General features: G+C 64.1%; 19 protein-coding genes. 9 read left to right on the forward strand and 10 right to left on the reverse strand.

The window, feature by feature from the left end; all coding sequences use genetic code 11:
- Positions 1–110 precede the first annotated feature (110 nt).
- The 5 genes from CJ014_RS04550 (at position 111) to CJ014_RS04565 (ending at position 4,347) form a co-directional block, all read left to right on the forward strand.
- Entirely contained in the window at positions 111–1,376 is a 1,266-nt protein-coding gene (locus CJ014_RS04550; RefSeq protein ID WP_100079359.1) for a molybdopterin molybdotransferase MoeA, read from the forward strand.
- The gene (gene moaA, locus CJ014_RS04555) at positions 1,361–2,359 is read left to right on the forward strand and encodes a GTP 3',8-cyclase MoaA (RefSeq protein ID WP_100079360.1); all 999 of its coding nucleotides are present in this window, start codon (positions 1,361–1,363) and stop codon (positions 2,357–2,359) included. Before CJ014_RS04550 ends, moaA begins: the two co-directional genes overlap by 16 nt.
- Before the next feature lie 243 nt (positions 2,360–2,602).
- Positions 2,603–2,926: a low molecular weight protein tyrosine phosphatase family protein gene (locus CJ014_RS04560; RefSeq protein WP_100079822.1), complete on the forward strand. Its 324-nt coding sequence runs from the start codon at positions 2,603–2,605 to the stop codon at positions 2,924–2,926.
- A 409-nt stretch (positions 2,927–3,335) separates the two neighbouring features.
- Positions 3,336–3,728: a hypothetical protein gene (locus CJ014_RS27485; protein ID WP_133121804.1), complete on the forward strand. Its 393-nt coding sequence runs from the start codon at positions 3,336–3,338 to the stop codon at positions 3,726–3,728.
- A gap of 1 nt (position 3,729) precedes the next feature.
- Positions 3,730–4,347, forward strand: a complete 618-nt coding sequence (locus CJ014_RS04565) for a hypothetical protein (protein ID WP_133121805.1) — start codon at positions 3,730–3,732, stop codon at positions 4,345–4,347.
- Positions 4,348–5,063: 716 nt separating this feature from the next.
- On the opposite strand, the gene CJ014_RS04570 is transcribed toward CJ014_RS04565, so the two are convergent.
- From CJ014_RS04570 to CJ014_RS04600, 7 genes are all read right to left on the reverse strand, one after another.
- Positions 5,064–5,405, reverse strand: a complete 342-nt coding sequence (locus tag CJ014_RS04570) for a hypothetical protein (protein WP_100079362.1) — start codon at positions 5,403–5,405, stop codon at positions 5,064–5,066.
- Positions 5,406–5,609: 204 nt separating this feature from the next.
- Positions 5,610–7,400: an adenine deaminase gene (ade, locus tag CJ014_RS04575; protein WP_100079363.1), complete on the reverse strand. Its 1,791-nt coding sequence runs from the start codon at positions 7,398–7,400 to the stop codon at positions 5,610–5,612.
- Positions 7,401–7,415: 15 nt separating this feature from the next.
- The gene (locus CJ014_RS04580) at positions 7,416–8,348 is read right to left on the reverse strand and encodes an ABC transporter permease (protein WP_100079364.1); all 933 of its coding nucleotides are present in this window, start codon (positions 8,346–8,348) and stop codon (positions 7,416–7,418) included.
- On the reverse strand, positions 8,341–9,408 hold the full coding sequence (locus tag CJ014_RS04585; RefSeq protein WP_100079365.1) for an ABC transporter permease: 1,068 nt from the start codon (positions 9,406–9,408) through the stop codon (positions 8,341–8,343). Before CJ014_RS04585 ends, CJ014_RS04580 begins: the two co-directional genes overlap by 8 nt.
- A complete protein-coding gene (locus CJ014_RS04590) occupies positions 9,405–10,913 on the reverse strand; it encodes an ABC transporter ATP-binding protein (RefSeq protein WP_100079366.1) in 1,509 nt (502 codons plus the stop codon). Before CJ014_RS04590 ends, CJ014_RS04585 begins: the two co-directional genes overlap by 4 nt.
- Before the next feature lie 55 nt (positions 10,914–10,968).
- Entirely contained in the window at positions 10,969–11,982 is a 1,014-nt protein-coding gene (locus CJ014_RS04595; RefSeq protein ID WP_100079367.1) for a BMP family lipoprotein, read from the reverse strand.
- A gap of 60 nt (positions 11,983–12,042) precedes the next feature.
- On the reverse strand, positions 12,043–13,803 hold the full coding sequence (locus CJ014_RS04600) for an adenine deaminase C-terminal domain-containing protein (RefSeq protein ID WP_245427105.1): 1,761 nt from the start codon (positions 13,801–13,803) through the stop codon (positions 12,043–12,045).
- A gap of 205 nt (positions 13,804–14,008) precedes the next feature.
- Here CJ014_RS04600 and CJ014_RS04605 point away from each other — a divergent pair, with 205 nt between their 5' ends.
- Positions 14,009–14,803 carry a helix-turn-helix domain-containing protein gene (locus CJ014_RS04605; RefSeq protein WP_100079368.1) on the forward strand — a complete coding sequence of 265 codons (795 nt, stop codon included), beginning with the start codon at positions 14,009–14,011 and terminating at the stop codon, positions 14,801–14,803.
- A gap of 147 nt (positions 14,804–14,950) precedes the next feature.
- Here CJ014_RS04605 and CJ014_RS04610 read toward each other — a convergent pair whose 3' ends face one another.
- The 3 genes from CJ014_RS04610 to CJ014_RS04615 all read right to left on the reverse strand — a co-directional run bounded on the left by CJ014_RS04610 (position 14,951) and on the right by CJ014_RS04615 (position 16,834).
- Positions 14,951–15,811, reverse strand: coding sequence for an ABC transporter ATP-binding protein (locus CJ014_RS04610; protein ID WP_165790743.1), 861 nt, complete (start codon positions 15,809–15,811; stop codon positions 14,951–14,953).
- The gene (locus tag CJ014_RS27760; protein ID WP_165790744.1) at positions 15,732–16,007 is read right to left on the reverse strand and encodes an ABC transporter ATP-binding protein; all 276 of its coding nucleotides are present in this window, start codon (positions 16,005–16,007) and stop codon (positions 15,732–15,734) included. Before CJ014_RS27760 ends, CJ014_RS04610 begins: the two co-directional genes overlap by 80 nt.
- Positions 16,008–16,078: 71 nt before the next feature.
- Positions 16,079–16,834 carry an IclR family transcriptional regulator gene (locus CJ014_RS04615; protein WP_100079370.1) on the reverse strand — a complete coding sequence of 252 codons (756 nt, stop codon included), beginning with the start codon at positions 16,832–16,834 and terminating at the stop codon, positions 16,079–16,081.
- 348 nt (positions 16,835–17,182) lie between these two features.
- Between CJ014_RS04615 and CJ014_RS04620 the strand changes: the two genes are divergently transcribed.
- The 3 genes from CJ014_RS04620 to CJ014_RS04630 are packed head-to-tail and all read left to right on the forward strand — an operon-like array spanning position 17,183 to position 20,684.
- Positions 17,183–18,130 (forward strand): ABC transporter permease, encoded by a 948-nt coding sequence (locus CJ014_RS04620; RefSeq protein ID WP_100079371.1) that lies wholly within the window; start codon positions 17,183–17,185, stop codon positions 18,128–18,130.
- The gene (locus tag CJ014_RS04625) at positions 18,127–18,987 is read left to right on the forward strand and encodes an ABC transporter permease (protein ID WP_100079372.1); all 861 of its coding nucleotides are present in this window, start codon (positions 18,127–18,129) and stop codon (positions 18,985–18,987) included. Before CJ014_RS04620 ends, CJ014_RS04625 begins: the two co-directional genes overlap by 4 nt.
- On the forward strand, positions 18,984–20,684 hold the full coding sequence (locus tag CJ014_RS04630; RefSeq protein ID WP_100079373.1) for a dipeptide ABC transporter ATP-binding protein: 1,701 nt from the start codon (positions 18,984–18,986) through the stop codon (positions 20,682–20,684). The genes CJ014_RS04625 and CJ014_RS04630 overlap by 4 nt, the downstream gene beginning before the upstream one ends.
- The last annotated feature ends 25 nt before the right edge of the window (positions 20,685–20,709 follow it).

Genomic DNA, 20,709 nt, shown 5'->3' on the forward strand with positions numbered 1-20,709 from the left:
GATACCTGGCTTCAGCTCGTCGGCATCATGAACCGGTCGGAAGATCCGAGCCTCGCAGCCATGCGCGCCATCCTCGAAGCCATTTTGCCGGCCAACAGGGGAGTGGCGACATGACCTTTCACGTGACCGAAGCCTTCCGGTCCGTCACCCTTGGCATGCGGTCCTTCGAGGCCGCTCGCGACAAGGCTCTGCGCCTCGTCGGTCCGGTTGACCGCAGCGAAACGGTGCCCCTCGATTTGGCGCTTGGGCGCGTCCTTGCCGAGACGGTCGTTGCGCCGCGCGATCTGCCCGCCTTCGATCAGGCGGCCATGGACGGATATGCCGTAAGGCTGGCCGATGTTGCCACCGCCCCGCTTCGCATCGACGGCGTAACCCGCGCTGGCGATGCTCCGGCTCGATTGGCCCCGAACTGTGCCCACCGCATCATGACCGGGGCCAGCCTGCCCGCCGGGGCCGATGCCGTCATTCCTTACGAGCAGGCGACAATCGTCGGCGAGGGGGTGGCAATTGCCGATACCCCGCGATCGGGCGGCAATGTCCGCAGGGCGGGAGAAGACATCGCGCGTGGTCAGACGGTGCTCCCGAAGGGCAGGGTGCTTGCCTGGCCGGACATCGCCGCACTTGCGGCGCTGGGCATCGGAGCCGTGCGTGTGGTCGCACCCGTGCGGATTGCCGTCCTGACCACCGGCGCCGAACTGCGCGACGCCGGCGAGACCCTGCCAATGGCGGCCATCTACGATTCCAACGGGCCGATGCTGGCGGCGCTGCTGACCGGCCGCAGCGTCGAAGTGACGAAAGCGACGGTGGGTGACGACTACGGTGCTTTGGTGGAACGGCTTGCCGCCGCCGGCAGTCATTGCGATCTCGTCATCACCTCGGCAGGCATGTCGTCCGGCGATCGCGACCTAGTGCGCGGCGCCCTGGCCGCGGCCGGCGGAGCGATCGCTGTGTCCGCGGTGTCTATGAAGCCGGGCAAGCCACTGGCCTTGGGCACAATAGGTAGGGCGGCCTTCGTCGGGCTTCCCGGCAATCCCCAGGCAGCCGCCTTCTCGGCTTTGGCCTTTATTCGGCCAATGATTGCCGCCTTGTCAGGCCGCCCTCCGAGCGCTCCCATCATGGCCCGGTATATGTTCGCCGACGGACGCCGCACGGAGAAAACGGAACTCATCCCCGTCAGGCTCGAGGCAGAATCCGAACAGCTTGTGGCCCGTCGTGTCGGACAGCCGGGATCGCATCGCCTGATGCCGCTCCTTGCTGCCAATGCCGTGGCGATCGTTCCGGCTGCGGATACTCCACTCGAAGACGGCGACCGACTTGAGGTGTTGCCTTTCCACGACCCGGAATTCCAGGGAGCGCCGCCATGTCCTGCGCGCTGACCGACCGCTTTGGCCGCACCATTCGGTATCTTCGTCTGTCGGTGACCGACCGTTGCGATTTGCGGTGCGTCTATTGCATGGCCGAGGACATGCAGTTCGTGCCGCGGCGGGATCTGCTGACGCTCGAAGAACTCGATCGGCTGGCCTCGGCTTTCGTCGCGCGCGGCGTAAGCAAGATCAGGATCACCGGCGGCGAACCCCTGGTGCGCAAGGACATCATGACGCTGTTCCGGTCGTTGTCCCGGCACCTTCGGAACGGAGTCATCGAGGAACTCACGCTTACGACAAATGGAACGCAGCTCGCCAATCATGCCGATGCGCTCGCAGCGGTCGGCGTCAGGCGGGTCAACGTGTCGCTCGACACGCTGGATGCCGATCGTTTTCGAGCGCTCACCCGTCGCGGTGTGCTTGGCACGGTGATGGACGGTCTCAGAGCGGCGCGGGAGGCCGGTCTCCGGATCAAGCTCAATACGGTAGCGCTCAAAGGCATCACCGAGACGGAGATTTTCGACCTCATCGACTTCGCCCACGGGCACGGCATGGATCTGACGCTGATCGAGACCATGCCGCTCGGGGATGTGGGGGTCGACCGGACCGACCAATATCTGCCGCTGACCGAACTGCGCAGCCTCATCGAGCGTCGGTTCACGCTGACCGACACGCCCGAGCGGTCCGGCGGACCGGCCCGCTATACCCGCGTCGCCGAAACGGGCGGCCGGCTCGGCTTCATCACGCCGATGACCCACAATTTCTGCGAAAGCTGCAACCGCGTGCGCGTCAGCGCGACGGGTGTCCTGTACACATGTCTCGGCCAGGAGGAGCGCACCGACCTCCGGTCGGCACTTCGTGGCTCGGAGGGCGATGACCTCCTGAATGCGGCCATCGAGCGCGCCATAAAGCGCAAGCCCAAGGGGCACGACTTCGCCATCGGTCCCGACCTGCGACCAGCGCTGGGGAGGCACATGTCGGCGCTTGGTGGGTGATGGCTATCACCGGGACCGAGAGCTTTGCGCCTCAACTCGGTCGTTCCAGGCGACGCGCCTCGGTCCTGAAACCGGTAACTCGATGAGAGGCAGCAGAGTCCGCTTTGTTACGATCTCGAAGTGGTCATTTCGAACCGCGGTGTCGCTACGGTAGAGGAGTCGATTTTCTCGGCCCATGCCATGAGGTCACGAGATGCGGACAAGCCTCTAGACTGTCTTGGGGGCCTGATTAATAGTCGGGCCATGACCAATATCTTGTTCATTTGCGGTAAGGCCCGCAAAAGAAGCCCCACGGCAGCGGCAGTCGCCGCCGAGCGCCTCGGACAGCCGACCGATTTCGCCGGACTGAGCGCCGATGCGGACGAGCGCGTCGGGTCCGAGCAACTGGCTTGGGCCGATACAATAGCGGTCATGGAGAAGGCACAGCTGTCGCGTTTGAAACGCCAGTTGGGGCCGTCTCTAAACGGAAAGCGACTCGTCTGCCTGGACATTCCAGACAGTTTTGAATTCATGCAGCCAGAGCTTGTGGAACTTGTGACAGCGCGGCTGGGACGTATCCTTCGCTGAAGGTTTGGCGCCACCGTCCGCTATGCTCTGTCCAAGCGGCGGAAATGCGCCCCATTTCGGTCGTTCACGAGCTCAGAACCAAGTCCTGAAAGCGGCCATTCGATGTTCTGCGAACCAAGGTTCTAACAGGGTGGGAAGCGTGAAGTCGCCGCAAATGCGCCTAGGCTATGTCAATTTGCGGAAGCGGACATTCGTGCGACGGAGATGCACGTCGTGATGTTAGGCCGCCGCATAACCGATCCGAGCGCATTATCACTGATGCTGCGTTCGTCATGAACGACGGCAACGCGTATAGTTCGGAACTCTATAACATCTATGTGGTAAGGTAGCATAGAAAGCCAGATGCGCGCTTCACTTGCGATCAATTTTCTGCGAAGAAAGAGCAAGGACAGTGGGCTTGGAACTAACTATGTCGAATAAAGTTACGTTAAACGACGAATCTTTGGCCGGCTTCAGTCAGCCAGCCAAAGACCGCTTGCGTGCTGCAACAGTTGAATACTTAGAGGACCTAATATCCGAGTGCTACCGCCTCGAAGCAAGCATGAACTCAGATAACGGTCCCGCTGAAATAACTCAAGGTATGGTTAATGACGCGGTTGTTTTCAAGAAGCGATTACCGACCAAAAAGAAACAGAACTTTTGGAGGATCGCAACGCGAATCGCAGCATCCTTATTGCCATTATTGGTCGGATTCTTTTTCAATTCGGATAAATTGACTGAAGGCAACAATCTTGTGGTCTTTGCATTGCTTCTAGTCGCCACCGCCGTGGTTGTCACAGTGTCCGTTCTTATGGATGTGTAAGATGCCGCTTAGAGATTCAGATAATCTTAGAATGGCGCTATTTGAGCAAGTAATGCTCCAGAAAAAGCTGCGTAAGCGGTCTTCTGTGGAGATTATACTTAAATTTTATGCTTTTACGGGGGCGGTGACGGCTCTATTTGGGGTGTTATACGTTGCGTATATTCTGCTGGACATCAATCTCACTCGCGAAGTGCAAATGGGCTTGATAATAGCATTTTCAGGCGCGGTAATGTCCGTCGTGTCGTTGTTCGGGATATCCTATCTCAGAGACCGCACAAAGCGTCTTTCTCTTGAACAGTCTGACGAGATCATGAAGCTGGCGCTAATCAATGAGTGGGCGCAATTTGAGAATATCGCTCGATCTGTGTCGCATGTAAGCAAGGAGGATCCCGGATACTTTTCGATTCGCAACCTTCTTGAAAGCCTCAGAAAACAGGAGAAAATCGACGACAGTGATTTTCGCGCTCTGCTAACCGCGTTAGAATTGCGGAATAGGATTGTGCACGGAGTGGATGCCTATAGTATTGAAGCGTCAGAGGTCGACTATATTTCCACTCTCTTGAGAAAGATTGTTAACCGGCTTGAGGAAGTCAGTCCTTCTAAAGAAGCCGCATCATAATCCGGCATCGCATCGGTCGCGGAACAGCACCACCACATTCGGCATCGCGGTAACGCCGACCTTGCTTCAAGTTATCTTTTTTACTGCGACCGAACGTCCGGACAGCGGTCATTGTGCCAACTGAGACAATGGCAGCAATGTACGATCTGCCAACATTGCTGCACCAAAATGCAAGCGATTGATGAATTGCTTCAATGTGGCAGCTGCGACGCAGCATTTGACAAGGGGATGGAGTCCGCAAAAGGGCGCCGCACGCGGTGTAGGTCAATGTCCACTTTGCTGCTTGGCCATTCGGAAACCTGCCAGTCCTTAAGCGGCCAAATCCGGTCATGCCCGAGCAAAAGCAAAGCGGACTATGGCGTATGACCGGCGGTTGTGATGAAGGGCTATCCTACTTGGTAGGGCGTGCGAGAACCTTGGCCCGAAGCGCAACTGCACATCAAAAATCTATCTATCTGATAAAAAAGATATAGTGGGATTATTTGTGCGGCAATCGGCGGTGTTTGACGGGCCGACAGGGATTCGAACTTATTCGTAGAAAGAGTGTTATTGAGATAAAGGGCATCAGATCGTCACTTCTAGTGAGTGTCGGCCTCGTAGGCAGAGCGCGCCCCGCAACTATTGTTACATAAAAAGCCTCGTTGCTATCGCGACGGGGCTTTTATTGCCATCCTTGGCCCGCAGTATGATCGCGCCGAGCTCCCCGACGAGCTCGATCAGCGCCCCGTCAGGTTCGCGACATTCCGGCGATAAACGGCGCTCAGGCCGGGATGCCGACGCAACGGCTCCTCGTCCCCGAGGTTTGCAAGTTCGGCTTCGGTCGCGGTGCGGCGTTCTTCCAGTGCCGACATCTCCTCCTTCATGCTCGGGTGATACAGGCCGTCGGCCATGGCATCGACAATCCGGGTAATCGCCTGCCTGACCTTCGCCAGTTTGGCCTCTCTTCCCCGGCGCGCAGCAATGCCGGCCTGCCGAGCGGCGTTGTACTCCCGCTGATATTCCTCGACGAAGGCGGCGATGACGTCCGGATGGAGGAGCTTGTCACGCGACCCACCCAAGCCCCGGTCCTCCGGAAGCTAGCGTCGGATCATGCGGCGGTTGTTGCAGGTGCCCTTGTTGCGGGCGCTGGCGCAACCGTAGTGCAGGCCACCGACCAGGGTATAGGCCCCGCCGCAGCGCCCGTAGGCCAACAGGCCGGACAGGAGGCCGTCCATTTGGAATAATTAGCTAGACCAGCACCTTCATCATCTCTGTGCGTACCCTCAGATCAGGACTTCGACCTTCTCGAAACGCGTCACGTCGATCAGGCCGAGGTCGGAGATGCGCAGCTCGGGGATGACGACGAGGCCGAGCAGGGAGTGCTGCATGAAGGCATTGTTGAGCTTGCAGCCGCAGGCTTTCATTGCCGAAACCATCGCTTCGGCCTCCTTGGCGATCAGTTCGGCCCGCTTGTCGGACATTAGGCCGGCAATGGGCAGCTCGACGGTGGCGATCTCTCTGCCGTCGCGGAAGACGGTCACGCCGCCGCCGATCTCCGCCAGATGGTTGGCCGCCTTGGCCATGTCGTCCCTCGACGTGCCGACGACGATCATCTGATGGCTGTCGTGGGCGAAGGTCGAGGCGATGGCGCAAGCGGTGTCGTAGCCGAAGCCGGAAACGAACCCGTTGACCACGCCGCCGGTCGCCCTGTGACGCTCGACCAACGCGACCCGACAGATGTCCGCCGCCGTGTCCATCTCGACGACGCCGTTGCGAACCTTGAGTTCCGCTTCCAGCGCACGGGTCGGCGCCTGGTTCTCGATGATGCCGATGACGCGGGTGCGAACGGCGTCAATACCAGTTGGCGCGGCGACATCGAAGTCTGCCGCCGAGAGCTTGTGGCCGAGCTTCACGGTGTTCCTGGCAAAGGCCGGATAGGTTGCCGGCGGAATGTCGACGGCGAGGCGACCGTCGCGTGCCACGATCCGGCCGGCCGCCAGCACCACTTCGATCGGCAGGGCCGCAAGATCGGAACTGATGACGATATCGGCCCGGCGGCCCGGCGAGATGGAGCCGACGTCCCGTTCCATGCCGAAGTGCTGGGCGGTGTTGAGCGTTGCCATCTGAATGGCGGTGATCGGCTTCAGGCCTTCGGCGATGGCGTGGCGGATCACGCGGTTCATATGGCCTTCCTCGACCAGCGTCGCGGAATGGCAGTCGTCGGTGCAGAGGATGAAATTGCGCGGATCGAGGCCGTCTTCGGTCACGGCCTTGATCTGGGCGGCGACGTCATGCCAGGCCGATCCATAACGCAGCATGGCGCGCATGCCGCGACGGACCCTTTCGATGGCATCGATCCGGCGCGTTCCCTCGTGGTCGTCGGCAGGACCGCCGGCCACATAGGCGTGGAACATCGGCCCGAGGTCCGGCGAGGCATAGTGCCCGCCCACCGTCTTGCCGGCGGCCTGCGTGGCGCCGATCTCGCTCAGCATCTTCCTGTCGCCGAACGCGACACCTGGGAAGTTCATCATCTCGCCGAGGCCGCAGACCCGCGGCCAGGTCAGGGCTTCGCGAACGTCGTCGATGCTGATTTCGGCTCCGGCATTCTCGAGACCGGGGGCGGCCGGAACGCAGGACGGCACCTGCACCTGAACGTTGACCGGCAGGCCGGCCGCCTCGTCGTGCATCAGGCGAACGCCCTTGAGGCCGAGCACGTTGGCAATCTCGTGCGGGTCGATGAACATCAAGGTGGTGCCGTGCGGGATAACGGCCCGGGCGAATTCGGTGACGGTCAGCATGCCGCTTTCGACGTGCATATGGCCGTCGCAGAAACCGGGAACGAGATAGCGGCCGGCGGCATCGATCACCTCGGTTTCCGGGCCGATGGCGTAGCCGGCATCCGGTCCGACATAGGCGATGCGGCCGGCGGCGATGGCGATATCGGTATCGGCAATGATCTCGCCGGAATAGACGTTTACCCAGCGCCCTTTGCGGATGACCGTATCGGCCGGGCGGCGGCCCATGGCGACGTCGACGAGATGCGGAGCGGCTTCGCTCCAGCTCTGGATTGACATGGAGACCTCGGTTGTTCAGCGTCGAAGGAAGGGAATGCCGAGCCTTGCCGGCTGGCCGGAGCGCGTGCGCACGACGGCAAGCAGCAGGATCGAGGCGGCATAGGGAAGCATCAGGAAGAACTGATAGGGGATGGCGACACCCATGCCCTGCGCGTGGACGGCAAGGCTGTCGAGCACCGCGAAGACGATGACTGCGATCATCGTCCGGAACGGCCGCCAGTTGCCGGCGATCACCGCGACGATGGCAAGCCAGCCGCGCCCGCCGGAGATGTCCGGGCGAAACTCGTTGGCGAAAGCCAGCATCATGAAGCAGCCGCCGAGCGCTGTCAGTGCGGATCCGACAAGCAAGGCGCCATATTGCCGCTTGGCGACCGAAATGCCCTTGGCTTCTAGGAATTCGGGGTTCTCGCCGGCAGCTCGGCACTCGAGGCCTGGCCGTGTCCGGGCGAGGAAGACGGAAACCAGCGGCACTAGAAGCAAGGCGGCGTAGGTCAGCAGATGCTGGTTGAACAGGATCGGGCCGATGCCGGGGATTTCCGAGAGGAAGGGGATGGGCCAGCGATCGATGGTGGCATAGCCGGCCGGCTTGCCGCCGGCGGTGTAGCTGCGGAACAGGAACAGTGTCAGTCCGCTGGCCAAAAGGTTGAAGCCGAGGCCGGTGACGAAATGGTCGACTTTCAGGCTTACGGTGAGAAAACCGATGACCAGCCCCGCCGCGACGCCAGCCAGCATGGCCGCCCCGGCCGCCGTGATGGGGGAGCTCGTCTCGCACATGGCGACATAGGCGGCCAGGCAGCCGCAGAGCATGGTGCCTTCGACGCCCATGTTCCAGATGCCGGCCCGCTCGGTGAGGAGCTCGCCGAGCGCCGCTAGCAGAATTATGGTGGCGGCACCGACCGATGCGCTCAGGATCGACAGGAGGATGGCGGGCGTCAGGAGCTCAGCCATGGCGGCCGTCCTTGCGACCGAAGCGGAGCCGGTACCTCGTGAGTACGGCTGCCCCCAGCACGAACAGCAACAGGATGCCTTGCATGGCCGGGACCAGCGCCGAGGGAACGTCGGTCAGCACGCTCATGTAAAGCGCCCCATTGGCCATGGCGCCGAAGGCGAGGGCGGCAACCAGTGTTCCCCAGGGATTGAGCGCGCCGATCATGCCGACGATGATGCCGGTGTAGCCGAGACCGTTCAGCACTTCGGCCCGCAGGCGGAAATTGATGCCGAACACCTCCGAGACTCCGGCGAGCGCCGAAAGAGCACCGGAAATCGCCATGGCCATGACGATGGTGGTCGCCACCCGCACGCCCTTGTAGCGGAGGGCAACCGGGTTGAAGCCGAGCCCGCGCAGCTCGAAGCCCAGCGGCGTGCGCCCGATCACCAGGGCGACCGCCGCCGTTGCCAGCAGCGCCAGCGGCGCACCGAGATGCAGGCCGAAAAGCTCCGGCAAACGAAAGGTGTCGGCGATCAATGGCGTCTGATGGTAGGCCGTCGAGCCGGCTTCGATCCATGGGCCGCCCGCCAGGAGATAGGACAGGAGATAGACGATGATGTAATTGAGCATCATCGTCGAGATGATCTCGTTGACATCGAAACGCGTCTTGAGCACGGCGCAAAGGGCGGCGACGGCTGCGCCGCCGGCAACGGAGGCAAGCACGACGGCCGGCACCGCGACGATGGCCGGTGCGCCAGCCAGCTGCAGCGACATCCAGTAGCCGGCCATGGCGCCGGCGAATACCTGTCCCTCCTGGCCGATATTCCAGATGCCGGCCCGGAAGGCGACGACGGTGGCAAGGCCCGTGAAGACGAGCGGGATGGCGGCCGCCAGGCTTTGGCCGATCGCCTCGGCGTCGCCGAAGGCACCCTGCCAGAGCGCACCGAGGCCATCGGCAACATCGGCGCCGGTGATTGTGATCAGCACCACCGACGCCAGGAGGCCGGCGGCGATGGCCAGGAGATAGGCGATGGCCTGAGCGATCCAGCCGGCACTCTCGCGGCGCTCGAAGGCGATCATGCCGCCTCCCGCTTCTGGCCGGCCATCATCAGGCCGATCTCCTCGATACTGGTGGAGCGGGCATCGACGATGCCCATCAGACGCCCCTGGAACATGACGCCGATGCGATCGGAGAGGTTGAGAAGGTCTTCGAGCTCGGACGAGGCGAGGACCACCGCGCAACCGGCGGCGCGCTTCTCGATCAGACGATCATGGATATATTCGATCACGCCGACGTCGAGGCCGCGGGTCGGCTGGTTGGCCAGAAGCACCCGGCTCGCCGCCGCAAGCTCGCGAGCGAGCACGACGCGCTGGGCATTGCCGCCGGACAGTGCGCGGGCACGTGTCTCGGCCGAAGGCGCGGCGATCTGATAATCGGCGATGGCCACCGCCGCGGCGACCCGGATGGCGCCGCGGTTCAGGAAGTGTCCGTCGGCAAAGACGTCGCGATGGCTGCCGAGGGCGATGTTTTCGGCGATCGAGAAGTCGCCTACCAGTCCCTCGCTCAGGCGGTCTTCGGGAATATGGCCGACGCCGAGCTTCTGGATGCCATGCACGTCGAGATCGGCCAGCAGTTCACCGTCGATCAGAACGCGGCCGGACGAGAACGGCAGGACGCCGGCGATGGCCTCCATCAGCGGCTTCTGGCCGTTGCCGGCCACCCCGGCAAGGCCGAAGATTTCGCCCTCGGCGACGGAAAAGCTGATGTCGTCGAGGATCGGAGCACCACCGGGACGGCGGATGGTGACGTGCTCGACGTCGAGACAGGGGCGGCCCGGACGGGAACTGCCGCGATGCTTGCGCTCCACTTCCCGGCCGATCATCAGCCGCGTCAGCTCCTGGGGGGTGGTCTCCGACGTGGCGCGCTCGCCGACGACCCGACCTTGCCGGAGCACGACGACGCGGTCGGACCGCATCACCTCGGCGAGGGAATGGGAGATGAGGACGAGAGCGACGCCGGCCGTCTTCAACTCGTCGATGATGCGGAAAAGCTTGCGAGATTCCTGGAGATCGAGCGTCGCGGTCGGCTCGTCGAGAATGAGCACGGCGGCCTCGTGGTAGAGTGCCTTGAGCAGCTCCACCCATTGGCGCTCGCCGACCGTGAGATCGCCGACGCGGGCGTCCGGCCGGACGGAGATGCCGTAGCGCCGGCAAAGCGCCCGCAGCTTCTTTTCCGCCGCGCGGTAGTTCACGAACAGGCCGCGCTCGTGGCCGAGGACGATGTTCTCGAGCACCGTGAAATCGTCGACCAGCAGAAAATGCTGGTGCACCAGCGCGATGCCGGCGACAATGGCATCGGCCGCCGTCGAAAAGCGAACCGGCTCGCCGTTCAGCACGATTTCACCGCCGTCAGGTGAATGGAGGCCGGCAAGACACGCCGACAGCGTCGATTTTCCAGCGCCGTTTTCGCCGAACAGGCAGACAAGTTCGCCGGCTCCGACGTCGAAGCTGACCGCGTCGTTGGCGCGGACAGGACCGAATGTTTTGGTAAGGCCGCGAACCGAGAGCACGGGCTGGCGCTGCATCGTCATGTCCTGATGGAATGGGTGCCCGGCGCTGGCTCGTCGGGCACCTCCCTCTTCAGTCCGAGGCGGGAACCGCGAGGTCGACGGGGATGACCAGCTCCTTGGAGTTGATCTTGTCCTCGAGCGCCTTCACTTCGGTCTTCACCTCGGCCGGGATCTTGTCGTCGTAGGCATGGTAGCCGGAAAGGCTGCTGCCGCCTTCTGCTTGCGAGAACCAGCGCTCCTTGACGTTGCCCTCGTATGGCTTGCCATTGGCGGCATGGTCGTACCAGGCGTCGATCACCCACTTGAGGTCGGGCTCCCAGGAAATCAGCGAGGAGGCGACCACCGATGCCGGTGCCCGTTCGCCCTGGTCGACGTAGTTGCCGAAGCACTTGATGTTGGCCTTCTCGCAGGTCTCGAAGCTGCCGGCGAGCTGGAAGATCAGGTCGGCGCCAGCCGAGATCTGCGCATTGGTGAACTGCTCGGCCTTGGCCGGGTCGTACCAGCTCTCGATGAAGGCCACCTTGCGCTTGACGTCCGGGTTGACCGACTTGGCGCCGGCAAAGAAGGAATTGATCTGGTCGTTGACGTCCTCGGACGGAAACTGCCCGACCACGCCGACGGTATCCGATTTGGTCAGCCGGCCGGCGAGAACGCCGAGCAGGTACGACGGCTCGTGCACGCGCTTGTAGTCGTAGTAGACATTGCCGCCGAGCCCTTCGTTGCCGGAGCCGACCACGACGAACAGCACGTCCGGGTACTTGTCCTTCAACGCCTTGACCTGGTCGGAATAGGAACTGTGCGCCCAGATCACCTGGTACTTGCCCGACTTGGCGAGTAGTTCCATGGCGTCCTTGGCCTTCTCGCCCTCGACGCCGTCGACGTGCTTGGTGGCGATCTTGAGGCCGTGCGGCGCCTCCTTGGCGACGGTCTCGACGTCGCGCAGCAGCGTGGCATCCCAGTCGGCCTCGGGGCCGGTGGCGAGGATCATGCCGATGCCGAGCTCGGTCGGCGCTTCGGCCAGCGCGGTTCCACCGAGAAGGCCCAGCGAGGTGAGGGCCGCTGCCCCCAGTAAGGCGAGTTTCATGGTTCCGTTCCCCTTTTTTGCCGCCCCGGGGGCTGAAGCCGGCACCCGCGGCGGTTCCACTCAGATCTTTTCCAGTACCGGGTCGAACGCCTTCAGGCCGACGCAGTCGATGGCGCCGATGTCGGTGATCGCATATTCGGGAATGGCGGTGATCGACAGCACGAACATGTTCATGAACGGCCAGTCGAGCGTGCAGCCGGCGGCGCGGGCCGCCGCGTCGAGCGCGTCTTCCTTGACCGCCATTTCCTCGGGTTCGATGTCCGAGACGATGCCGCCGATCGGCAGTTCGAGGCCGACGACCACCTTGCCGTCCTCGACGAAGGCCTGGCCGCCGCCCTTCTCGATGATCCAGTTGATGGCCACCGCCATGTCGGCGGTGTTGGCCCCGATACAGACGATGTTGTTGTCATCCGGCGCCGTCGAAGTGGCCATGGCGCCGCGCTTGAGGCCAAAGCCCGATACGAAGGCCACGGGGCGGTTGGTGGTCTTGCCGTAGCGCTCGACCACCGTGACGTAGAGGATGTCCTGGGTGACATCGGGGGCGACGATGCCTTCGCGAACCTTCAGCACCGCATCACGCCGGTTGCGGACGAAGGGAACGTCGAGCGACATGTTCATGGCCAGCACCTTGACGGCGCCGGTGTCGGAGCGAACCTCGAGATCGGCCGCCGAAACCGGCTTGGCCTTGACGGTGTCGGTCAGGAATGCCGGGCGATGCGGCGGGACGAGCGTCTTCACCATCTTGCCGCCGCGCGCCACCAGCTCGCCCTTGGCGACGACTTCCTCGACCCGGAAGCTCTCGGGGCTATCGACGAGGAGAATGTCGGCCTGACGGCCGGGGGCGATCAGGCCGACCTTGTGATCGATGCGATAGGCGACGGCCGAATTGATGGTCGCCATCTGGATCGCTTCGATCGGCGAAACGCCCTCGGCGATCGCCATGCGAACCATGTTGTCGACATGGCCGCGCCTCAGAACGTCGGTGGCCACCACGTCGTCGGTGCAGAAGCTGACGCGATGGGAAGCCTTCGGCGCCAGCTTGGTCGCAACCTGGATGTTCTCCTTGAGAAAATGGCTGATGGAGCTTTCGCGCACCACGACGAACATGCCGTTGCGCAACTTCTCCAGCGTTTCCTCGACCGTGTAGCTCTCATGGTCGAGCCGGACGCCGGCGCTGACATAGGAAGCGAGCTTGTGCCCCCGGCACATCGGCGCGCAGCCGAACACCGGCAACTTGTTCTTCTGGGCGATTTCCAACGCCTCGAGAACATCCTCGTCCTCTTCCTGAATGAACTCGCGGACCGTTTCCCAAACGCCGACGCACTCCGGCCACTCCTGGGCGACGCGGTGGTCGGCCGGACTGAAATAATGACCGACGGTGGAGCGCGGCATCGTGTAGGGCGTCTTGCAGGGAGCGCCCCAGTGAATGGTCAGCGGACCGGCGTTGGCCTCGTCGAGAAAATGTCGCGATCCGTCGAGGCCGGCGACCACCAGGATCTGATCGAGACCGGAGACGATCGAGGTGGTGCCGAGGGGAACCACCAGCTTGGCGAAGCTGGTCACCGATAGCTTGGAGCACTCGACGTGGAGATGGCCGTCGATGAGACCCGGGGCGAGATAGCGTCCTTGGGCGTCGTGGATGACGGTGTCCGGCCCGATGCAATGGCTTACGTCGCCGATGGCGACAATATGCCCGTCCTTGATGGCGACGTCCGCCGGATAAATCTCCGCCGAGGCAACGTTGATAAGCTTGCCGTTGGTGATCGCCAGGTCCGATTTGACGCTGCCGTGTCCGGCGCGGATCCGTTGCTTGAGGCTCACGCTGGTCTCCCGATTTTCGCGGAGAATGCCGCGGGAGGGGCATACGGCTCAAGGCGGCAAACTTGTCTCCAAAATGAATACTTGTCTCAAATGAACCATGCTGATTGAGTGGGCAGGCAGTGCGGCCGGAAATTGCCTAGTTTCTGGCTATATTGGTCTGCTATTGGGCGGATTTTCCTGACATCGAGCAGGAAAGGTATCTGAAATGAAATTTTTCCCGGAGGAGCTCAGGTTTGTTTTCGGCCAGAGTCGCTACGCGGGCCGGGAGCGGTTTGGTCCACTGCACGGCTGCCAGATCGAGATGGTCCACATTCGCACGGGACAGGTCGAGGCCGTCATCGATGGTGTTGCTCTCGACATTGTTGCGCCGGCCATGCTTTTCGTCGCGGCCGCGCGGCAACTGGAATATCGTTACGGTGGAGACGACCTCTCCGATGTATTCTGGTGTCAGTGTCTGGGGCCGTCGATCGGCGAGGGGCTGGTTTCGACCCTCCGGTCTCACAACGGAGCGATGGTCGTATCCGAAGCAGCTTCGACGCTGTTCCGCTTGGGGGCCGAGCTGCCTCTCAGGATCAGTGACGGGATGCCGGATTTCGTCGCCAGTCTTGCCGAGACATTGGCGCAGGAGCTGATCGGCCGCCGGGGCGGTGGCGATCGTGCGCCGAAGGGCGAGAGCCGCGTCGCGGTAATCGGCCGGTATATCGAGGACAACCTCGAACAGGTTATCGGCATGCGGGAGCTCAGCGAAGCCTTCGCCCTGACGCCGCAGCACATCAACCGCCTGTTCCGCGCCGCCTACGGCGTCAATGCGCTTGATTACCTCTGGCATCTCAGAATCCGCCGAGGCGCGTTCATGCTGAGGCACACCGGCATGCCGATCAGTCAGATTGCCTATCGCAATGGCTTCAAGACGCCCAACCATTTCTCCCGGCTGATCCAACGGCAATACGGTCTCTCGCCCCGCAAGCTGCGCATGCGCGACTGGCTGGGCGAGACTTAAGCTGCCAACGCGTGGGCATTCCGTCGATCCTGGACGGCCCCGGTCGGTAGAAAGAAAATCTCGTCCGTGGAGGAGCGAAAGAGTGCTAGTTAGTCAACAAGCCGATAAAGGGTTATCTTGTCTTGGAATGATATTTAGCTAATCGGGTCACTTGGATACTCGTGCCGGTCTCAGTGTCGCTTTGATTAATTGTCGGGTATAGGCGTGTTTCGGGGCGCCGAACAACTGGTTGGGATGTCCCTGTTCGACAATTCGTCCGCGGTCGAGCACGGCGATCTCGTCGCAGAGGAAGTCCGCAACAGCGAGGTCGTGGCCGATGAACAGGCAACCAAGACCTGTCTGTACCTGAAGGTCCTTGATGAGGTTGAGGATCTGGGCCTGGGTCAGCACGTCGAGCGCCGAAACCGGTTCGTCGAGAATCAGAATCGACGGTTCCATCAGCAGCGCCCGCGCCAGGCCGATACGTTGCCGCTGGCCACCGGAGAGGTCGCGCGGCCGGCGTCGCAACAGGTCGGGCACAAGATCGACGGCCTCGAGCGCCGCCTTGATCCGGTCCGGACGCTCCGATGGAGCGATGCCGCGCAGGTAGAGCGGTTCGGACAGAATGGCTTCGACGCCGAGACGGGGATTGAGCGCGCCGGCGGCATCCTGAAACACCGGCTGGACGGCCCGGCGGAACTTCATGCGCGCCCGGCCGCGCAGGTTCGCCACATCGGTGCCGTCGAAAAGAACCGTGCCGCTCGTGGGAGCGAGCAGGCCGAGGGCGATCCGCGCCAGCGTCGACTTTCCCGCGCCGGATTCGCCGATCAGGCCGAGCGTTCGCCCTGGGCGGACGGTCATCGAGATGTCCTGCAACACCGTCCTCTGATTCCGGGCGCTCCCGAGCCAGGATCGCGGCGCGCCGTAGGATTTGCCGATGCCTTGCAGTTCAAGCATCGCGAGATCCTCCCGCCGCTGCCGCGCCCCAGTCCCGGGCAGCGGTCGGCAGGCGATGGCGCCGGTCTCCATGCCGGGGCTCGGCGTCATGGAGCGCTTGCGTGTAGGGATGGCGCTCTCCGTCGTCGCCGGGCCGGAAGCGGTCAACGGTGCGGCCGGCGCGCAGCACCACCACCTCGTCGCAGAAGCCGTTCACCAGCCGAAGGTTATGCGAGATCAGCAACACCGCGCGGCCGCGCTCGCGCGTCAGTCCATCGAGCAGGGCCATGATCGCCGCCTGGGTCGTCACGTCGAGCGCGGTCGTCGGCTCGTCGGCGATGATCAGTTCGGGGTCGCCGGCTATGGCTCGGCCGCAGTCAATCCCAGGGCCTCGGCAATGTTTGTGGCGGCCTCGAGGAGCGCGTCGACCTGGGCTTCGGCGTCGGCGCGCCGCATCCGTTCCTCGGGTCCGACGACGCTGATGCCCGCCACGGCGATGCCGGCCAGGCCGCGGATCGGCGCGGCGTGGGCGAGCACGCCGGGGCGCCACTCGCCGCAGGTCGTGGCGTAGCCGCGCGCACGGATCTCGGCAAGCTGATGCCGCAGGACGGTGGGACTGGTCACGGTGTTGTCGGTGTAGGCGACGAGGTTGGCGCAGATGCGGTCGATCGTTTCCTCGGAGGAGAAGGCCAGTTGGGCCTTGCCGGTTCCCGTGCAATAGAGCGGTGCCCGGTGCCCGACCTCGACGTGGGTGCGCACGGCATGCCGGCTTTCCACCTTGTCGATGTAGATCACCTCGTCGTCGACGATGGTGGACAGGTAGATCGATTCCCCGGTGGCCTTGGCCAGCGCCAGGAGATGCGGCGCCGCCGCCGCCCTGAGGTTGGACCTGCCGAAAAAGCGCGTGCCGAGCTCCCAGAGCTTCAGCGTCGGCTCGTAGGTGCGCGCCTGGGCGTCCTGGCGGACGTAGCGGCATTCCTCCAGGGTCTTCAGGAGCCGATGGGTGTTGCTTTTGGTCTGTCCGCAGGTCTGCGCCAGCGAGGTCAGCGTCGCCGGACCGTCGCTGAAGGCCAGAGCTTCGAGCAGCGTCAGCGCCTTGACGACGGTCGTCTCCATGTCTGCTTCTCCATCGGCGAATGCAAAGGCTCGCCCGCAATCCTGATACAGGCCTTCAATATGTGAAACAGGGCGGCCGATGCAACCCTTCCGTTAATGGCGGACCGCTACAGCCGCGCAGGGCGATTGCCACGCCGTCCTCGCCGGCTCAGATCGTTTCCGCCGCCTTATTTCACTCGGCGCCGGGATTTTAGCATGAGATTTCTGTTCCAAATAATGTGACGTAATATCTTGATTTGGAACATGAGACCGGATGCGGATCCTCGCATGCCGGATGTTTCGGGATCGCTTCGTGCCTACACACCACGTTTCTAGCGGCCATTTCGTTGCCGGGACGGAGAATGTCCTGTGCCGAAACTGATTGCCTTCCGCTGCCTGTCGGCGCTGGCGACGCTGGCGGTGGTGTCGGTCATCGTCTTCTGGATGGTCGAATGGCTGCCGGGCGATGCCGCGGAACGTCTTCTCGGTCGCGACGTCACGGCCGCCGGTCTCGCCGCGCTGCGGGACAAGCTGCAACTCGGCATCGCACCCTGGAGCCGGTACGGCCATTGGCTCGCCGGCGTTCTGTCCGGCGATCTCGGCACGTCCATAAGCTCGGGACGGCCGGTCGCCGATGTGCTCGCCGGACCCGCCGGCAACACGCTGCTGCTGACCGGCATCGTGCTCGTCCTCTACTTCCCGCTCAGTCTCGGCCTCGGCGTCTGGGCCGCGGTCCGCCAGGGCAGGCCTGTCGACCTCGCGGTGCAACTGTTCACGCTGATCGGCATGTGCCTGCCCGAATATGTCGTCGCCATCGCCCTGACCTCGGTGTTCGCCGTCAAGCTCGGCTGGCTGCCGCCGCTCGCCCTGATCGACCAAGCCCATACCTTTGGCGACCTCATCCGGACGCTGCTGCTGCCGACGGTGACGCTGACGGCCGCGATGACCGCCTATGCGGTGCGCATGATCCGCGAATGCCTGATCGACGTGCTGCGGTCGGGCTACGTCGACATGGCCCATCTCAAGGGAACGCCGCCGCGCCGCGTGCTGCTGCGGCACGCGCTTCCCAACGCGCTCGGCCCGGCGCTCAACGTCACGGCGCTCAACGTCGCCTGGCTGACCGGCGGCATCGTCGTCGTCGAGACCATCTTCAACTTTCCCGGCCTCGGCCGGCTGCTGGTCGACGCCATCAGCAATAAGGACGTGCCGGTCATCCTGTCGGTGTCGCTGCTGCTGACCGGCGTCTACATCTTCTGCAACCTCGTCGCCGACATCGGCTCGCTGGTCTTCAATCCGAAACTGCGGAGCGCTCGATGACCCTCCTTCTCTCCGCGGCGCCCCGGAATATCGGCCGGCGCCCGTCGCTGACCGGCGGCTTCGCCGCCCTGCTGCTCGCCGCCTTCTTCGCGATCGCCATCGCCGGTCCATGGCTCGTGCCGTTCGACCCGGCCGCCATCGGCGCCGGCATGCCGTTCGAGCCGCCATCGTGGCAGCATCCGTTCGGTACGGACAACTTCGGCCGCGACGTGTTCAGCCGGGTGGTCATCGGCACCCGGCAGGCCCTGGCGACCGGGCTCGCCGCCACCGGGCTCGCGGTGATCGTCGGCACGGCGCTCGGCCTGTGGCTCGCCCACCGGCGCGGCATCGTCGACGAGATCGTCGCCCGCATCCTCGATGTCCTGATCAGCATGCCGCCGCTGATCATGGCGCTGCTGGCCGTCAGCGTCTTCGGCAGCAACCCGGCGCTGGTGGTGCTGACGGTGGCGGTGCTGTTCGCCCCGCGCGTCGCCCGCGTCGTCCGGGCCGCCGCCCTCACCGTCGTCACCGAGGATTACGTCACGGCCGCCCTGCTGCGCGGCGAGACGACCCTCGCCATCGTCCTGCGCGAGCTGCTGCCCAATGTCGCCGGCACCGTCTTCGTCGAGTTCTCGATCCGCACCGGCTACGCCATCGTTATGATCGGTTCGTTGAGCTTCCTCGGTTTCGGCTCGCCGCCGCCCACTCCGGAATGGGGCCTGATGATCAACGAGGGCTATGCCGCCGTGAACGCCTCCTTCTGGCCGGTGCTGGCGCCGACGGCGGCCATGGCGCTGCTGGTCATCGCCGTCAATCTTTTCACCGACGACGTCTCCCGGCTGATCGGCCATTCCGGCCCGGTGGAGGCGCGGCGATGACGGCGCCGCTCATCGCCGTCGACGACCTGACGATCGACTATGGCCGGCAGCCGGCCGCTTGCCATCGGGCGGTCGACGGCGTCAGCTTCGATATCCGCCCCGGCGAGGTGCTCGGCCTGGCCGGCGAATCCGGCAGCGGCAAATCGACGGTCGCCTACGCGCTACTGGCCCGCCGGCGTCCGGGCAGCCGTATCGTCTCGGGCCGCATCCTGTTCGAGGGAGAGGATATCCTGCCGCTGCCGGAGCGGCAGGTGCGGCTGCTGCGCGGCGGCCGCATCGGCTTCGTGCCGCAGAATCCGGCCACCAGCCTGACGCCGAGCATGCCGGTCGGACGGCAGATCGTCGAGACGATCGAGATCCACGGCGTCGCCCGCGGCGCGGCGGCCCGGCGCCTTGCCGAGGATCTCCTGGCCCGCGTGCATCTGCCCGAGCCGCAGGCGCTCGCCCGGCGGTATCCGCACCAGCTGTCGGGCGGCCAGCAGCAGCGGGTGCTGATCGCCATGGCGCTCGCCTGTCGGCCGCGTCTTCTGGTCCTCGACGAACCGACCACCGGCCTCGACGTCACCACTCAGGCCCAGATCCTGACGCTGCTGGCCGATATCCGTGCCGAATTCGCCACCGCGATGCTTTACGTCAGCCACGACCTCGCCGCCCTCGGCCGGCTGGCCGACCGCATCGCCGTGATGAAGGACGGCCGTCTCGTCGAGATCGGACCGACGGCCTCGATCGTCGGGTCGCCCCGGCAGCCTTACACGCGGGTTCTGCTCGCCGCCCTGCCGGACCTCGACCGCCCTCCGGCCGGCGTGACGGACGACGCGGCGAAGCGTAACGGAGGCGAGGGGAAACCGCTGCTCGAGATCGACGGCCTGGTTGCCGCCTATCGGGGCGAGGGTCTGTCGGCGATCTGGCGGCGTCCGCCGCCGACGGTGCGCGACGTCTCCTTCTCCATCCGGCGGGGCGAGACCTTCGCGCTGATCGGTGAGAGCGGTTCGGGCAAGTCGACCATCGCCCGCGCCATTCTCGGCCTGACGCCACACCGCCGCGGCGGCGTCCGCTTCGATGGCCGGGATCTGCCGGCCGACGCCCGCCGCTGGCAGGGCGAATGGCGCCGCCGCATCCAGATCGTGTTCCAGAATCCCGATGCCTCGCTCAACCCGCGCCATTCCGTGGCGGCCATCCTCGGCCGGCCGCTCGAGCGCTTCTTCGGCCTGCGCGGCCGCGATCGGCGGCTCCGCGCCGCCGAACTGCTCGAAAGCGTTCGTCTCGATCCCGCCTTTCTCGACCGCCGCCCCGATCAGTTGAGCGGCGGCCAGCGCCAGCGCGTCGCCATCGCCCGGGCGCTGGCCGCCGAACCGGAAGTGCTGATCTGCGACGAGGTCCTGTCGGCGCTCGACGTATCGGTCCAGGCGGAAATACTGGCGCTGCTCAGGACGCTGCAGGCCGAGCGCCACCTCACCTATCTCTTTATTTCCCACGACCTTGCCGTCGTCCGCTGGTTCGCCCAGAGCGTTGGCGTTTTGCATCGGGGCGAATTCTGCGCGCTCGGCCCGGTCGAGGAGGTGTTCTCGCCGCCGCATCATCCCTACACCGCACGGCTGCTCGCCGCCGTGCCGCGCATTTCGGCGCCGGACGACAACGCCGGCCGGCCGGCGAAGGCCTGGTTCGGCGGACCGGCCAGAGCTTCCAGCACCGTTTGACCCGCGACCGCATCACAAGAAAGCC

This window comes from Pleomorphomonas carboxyditropha (assembly GCF_002770725.1).
Classification (GTDB): Bacteria; Pseudomonadota; Alphaproteobacteria; order Rhizobiales; family Pleomorphomonadaceae; genus Pleomorphomonas; species Pleomorphomonas carboxyditropha.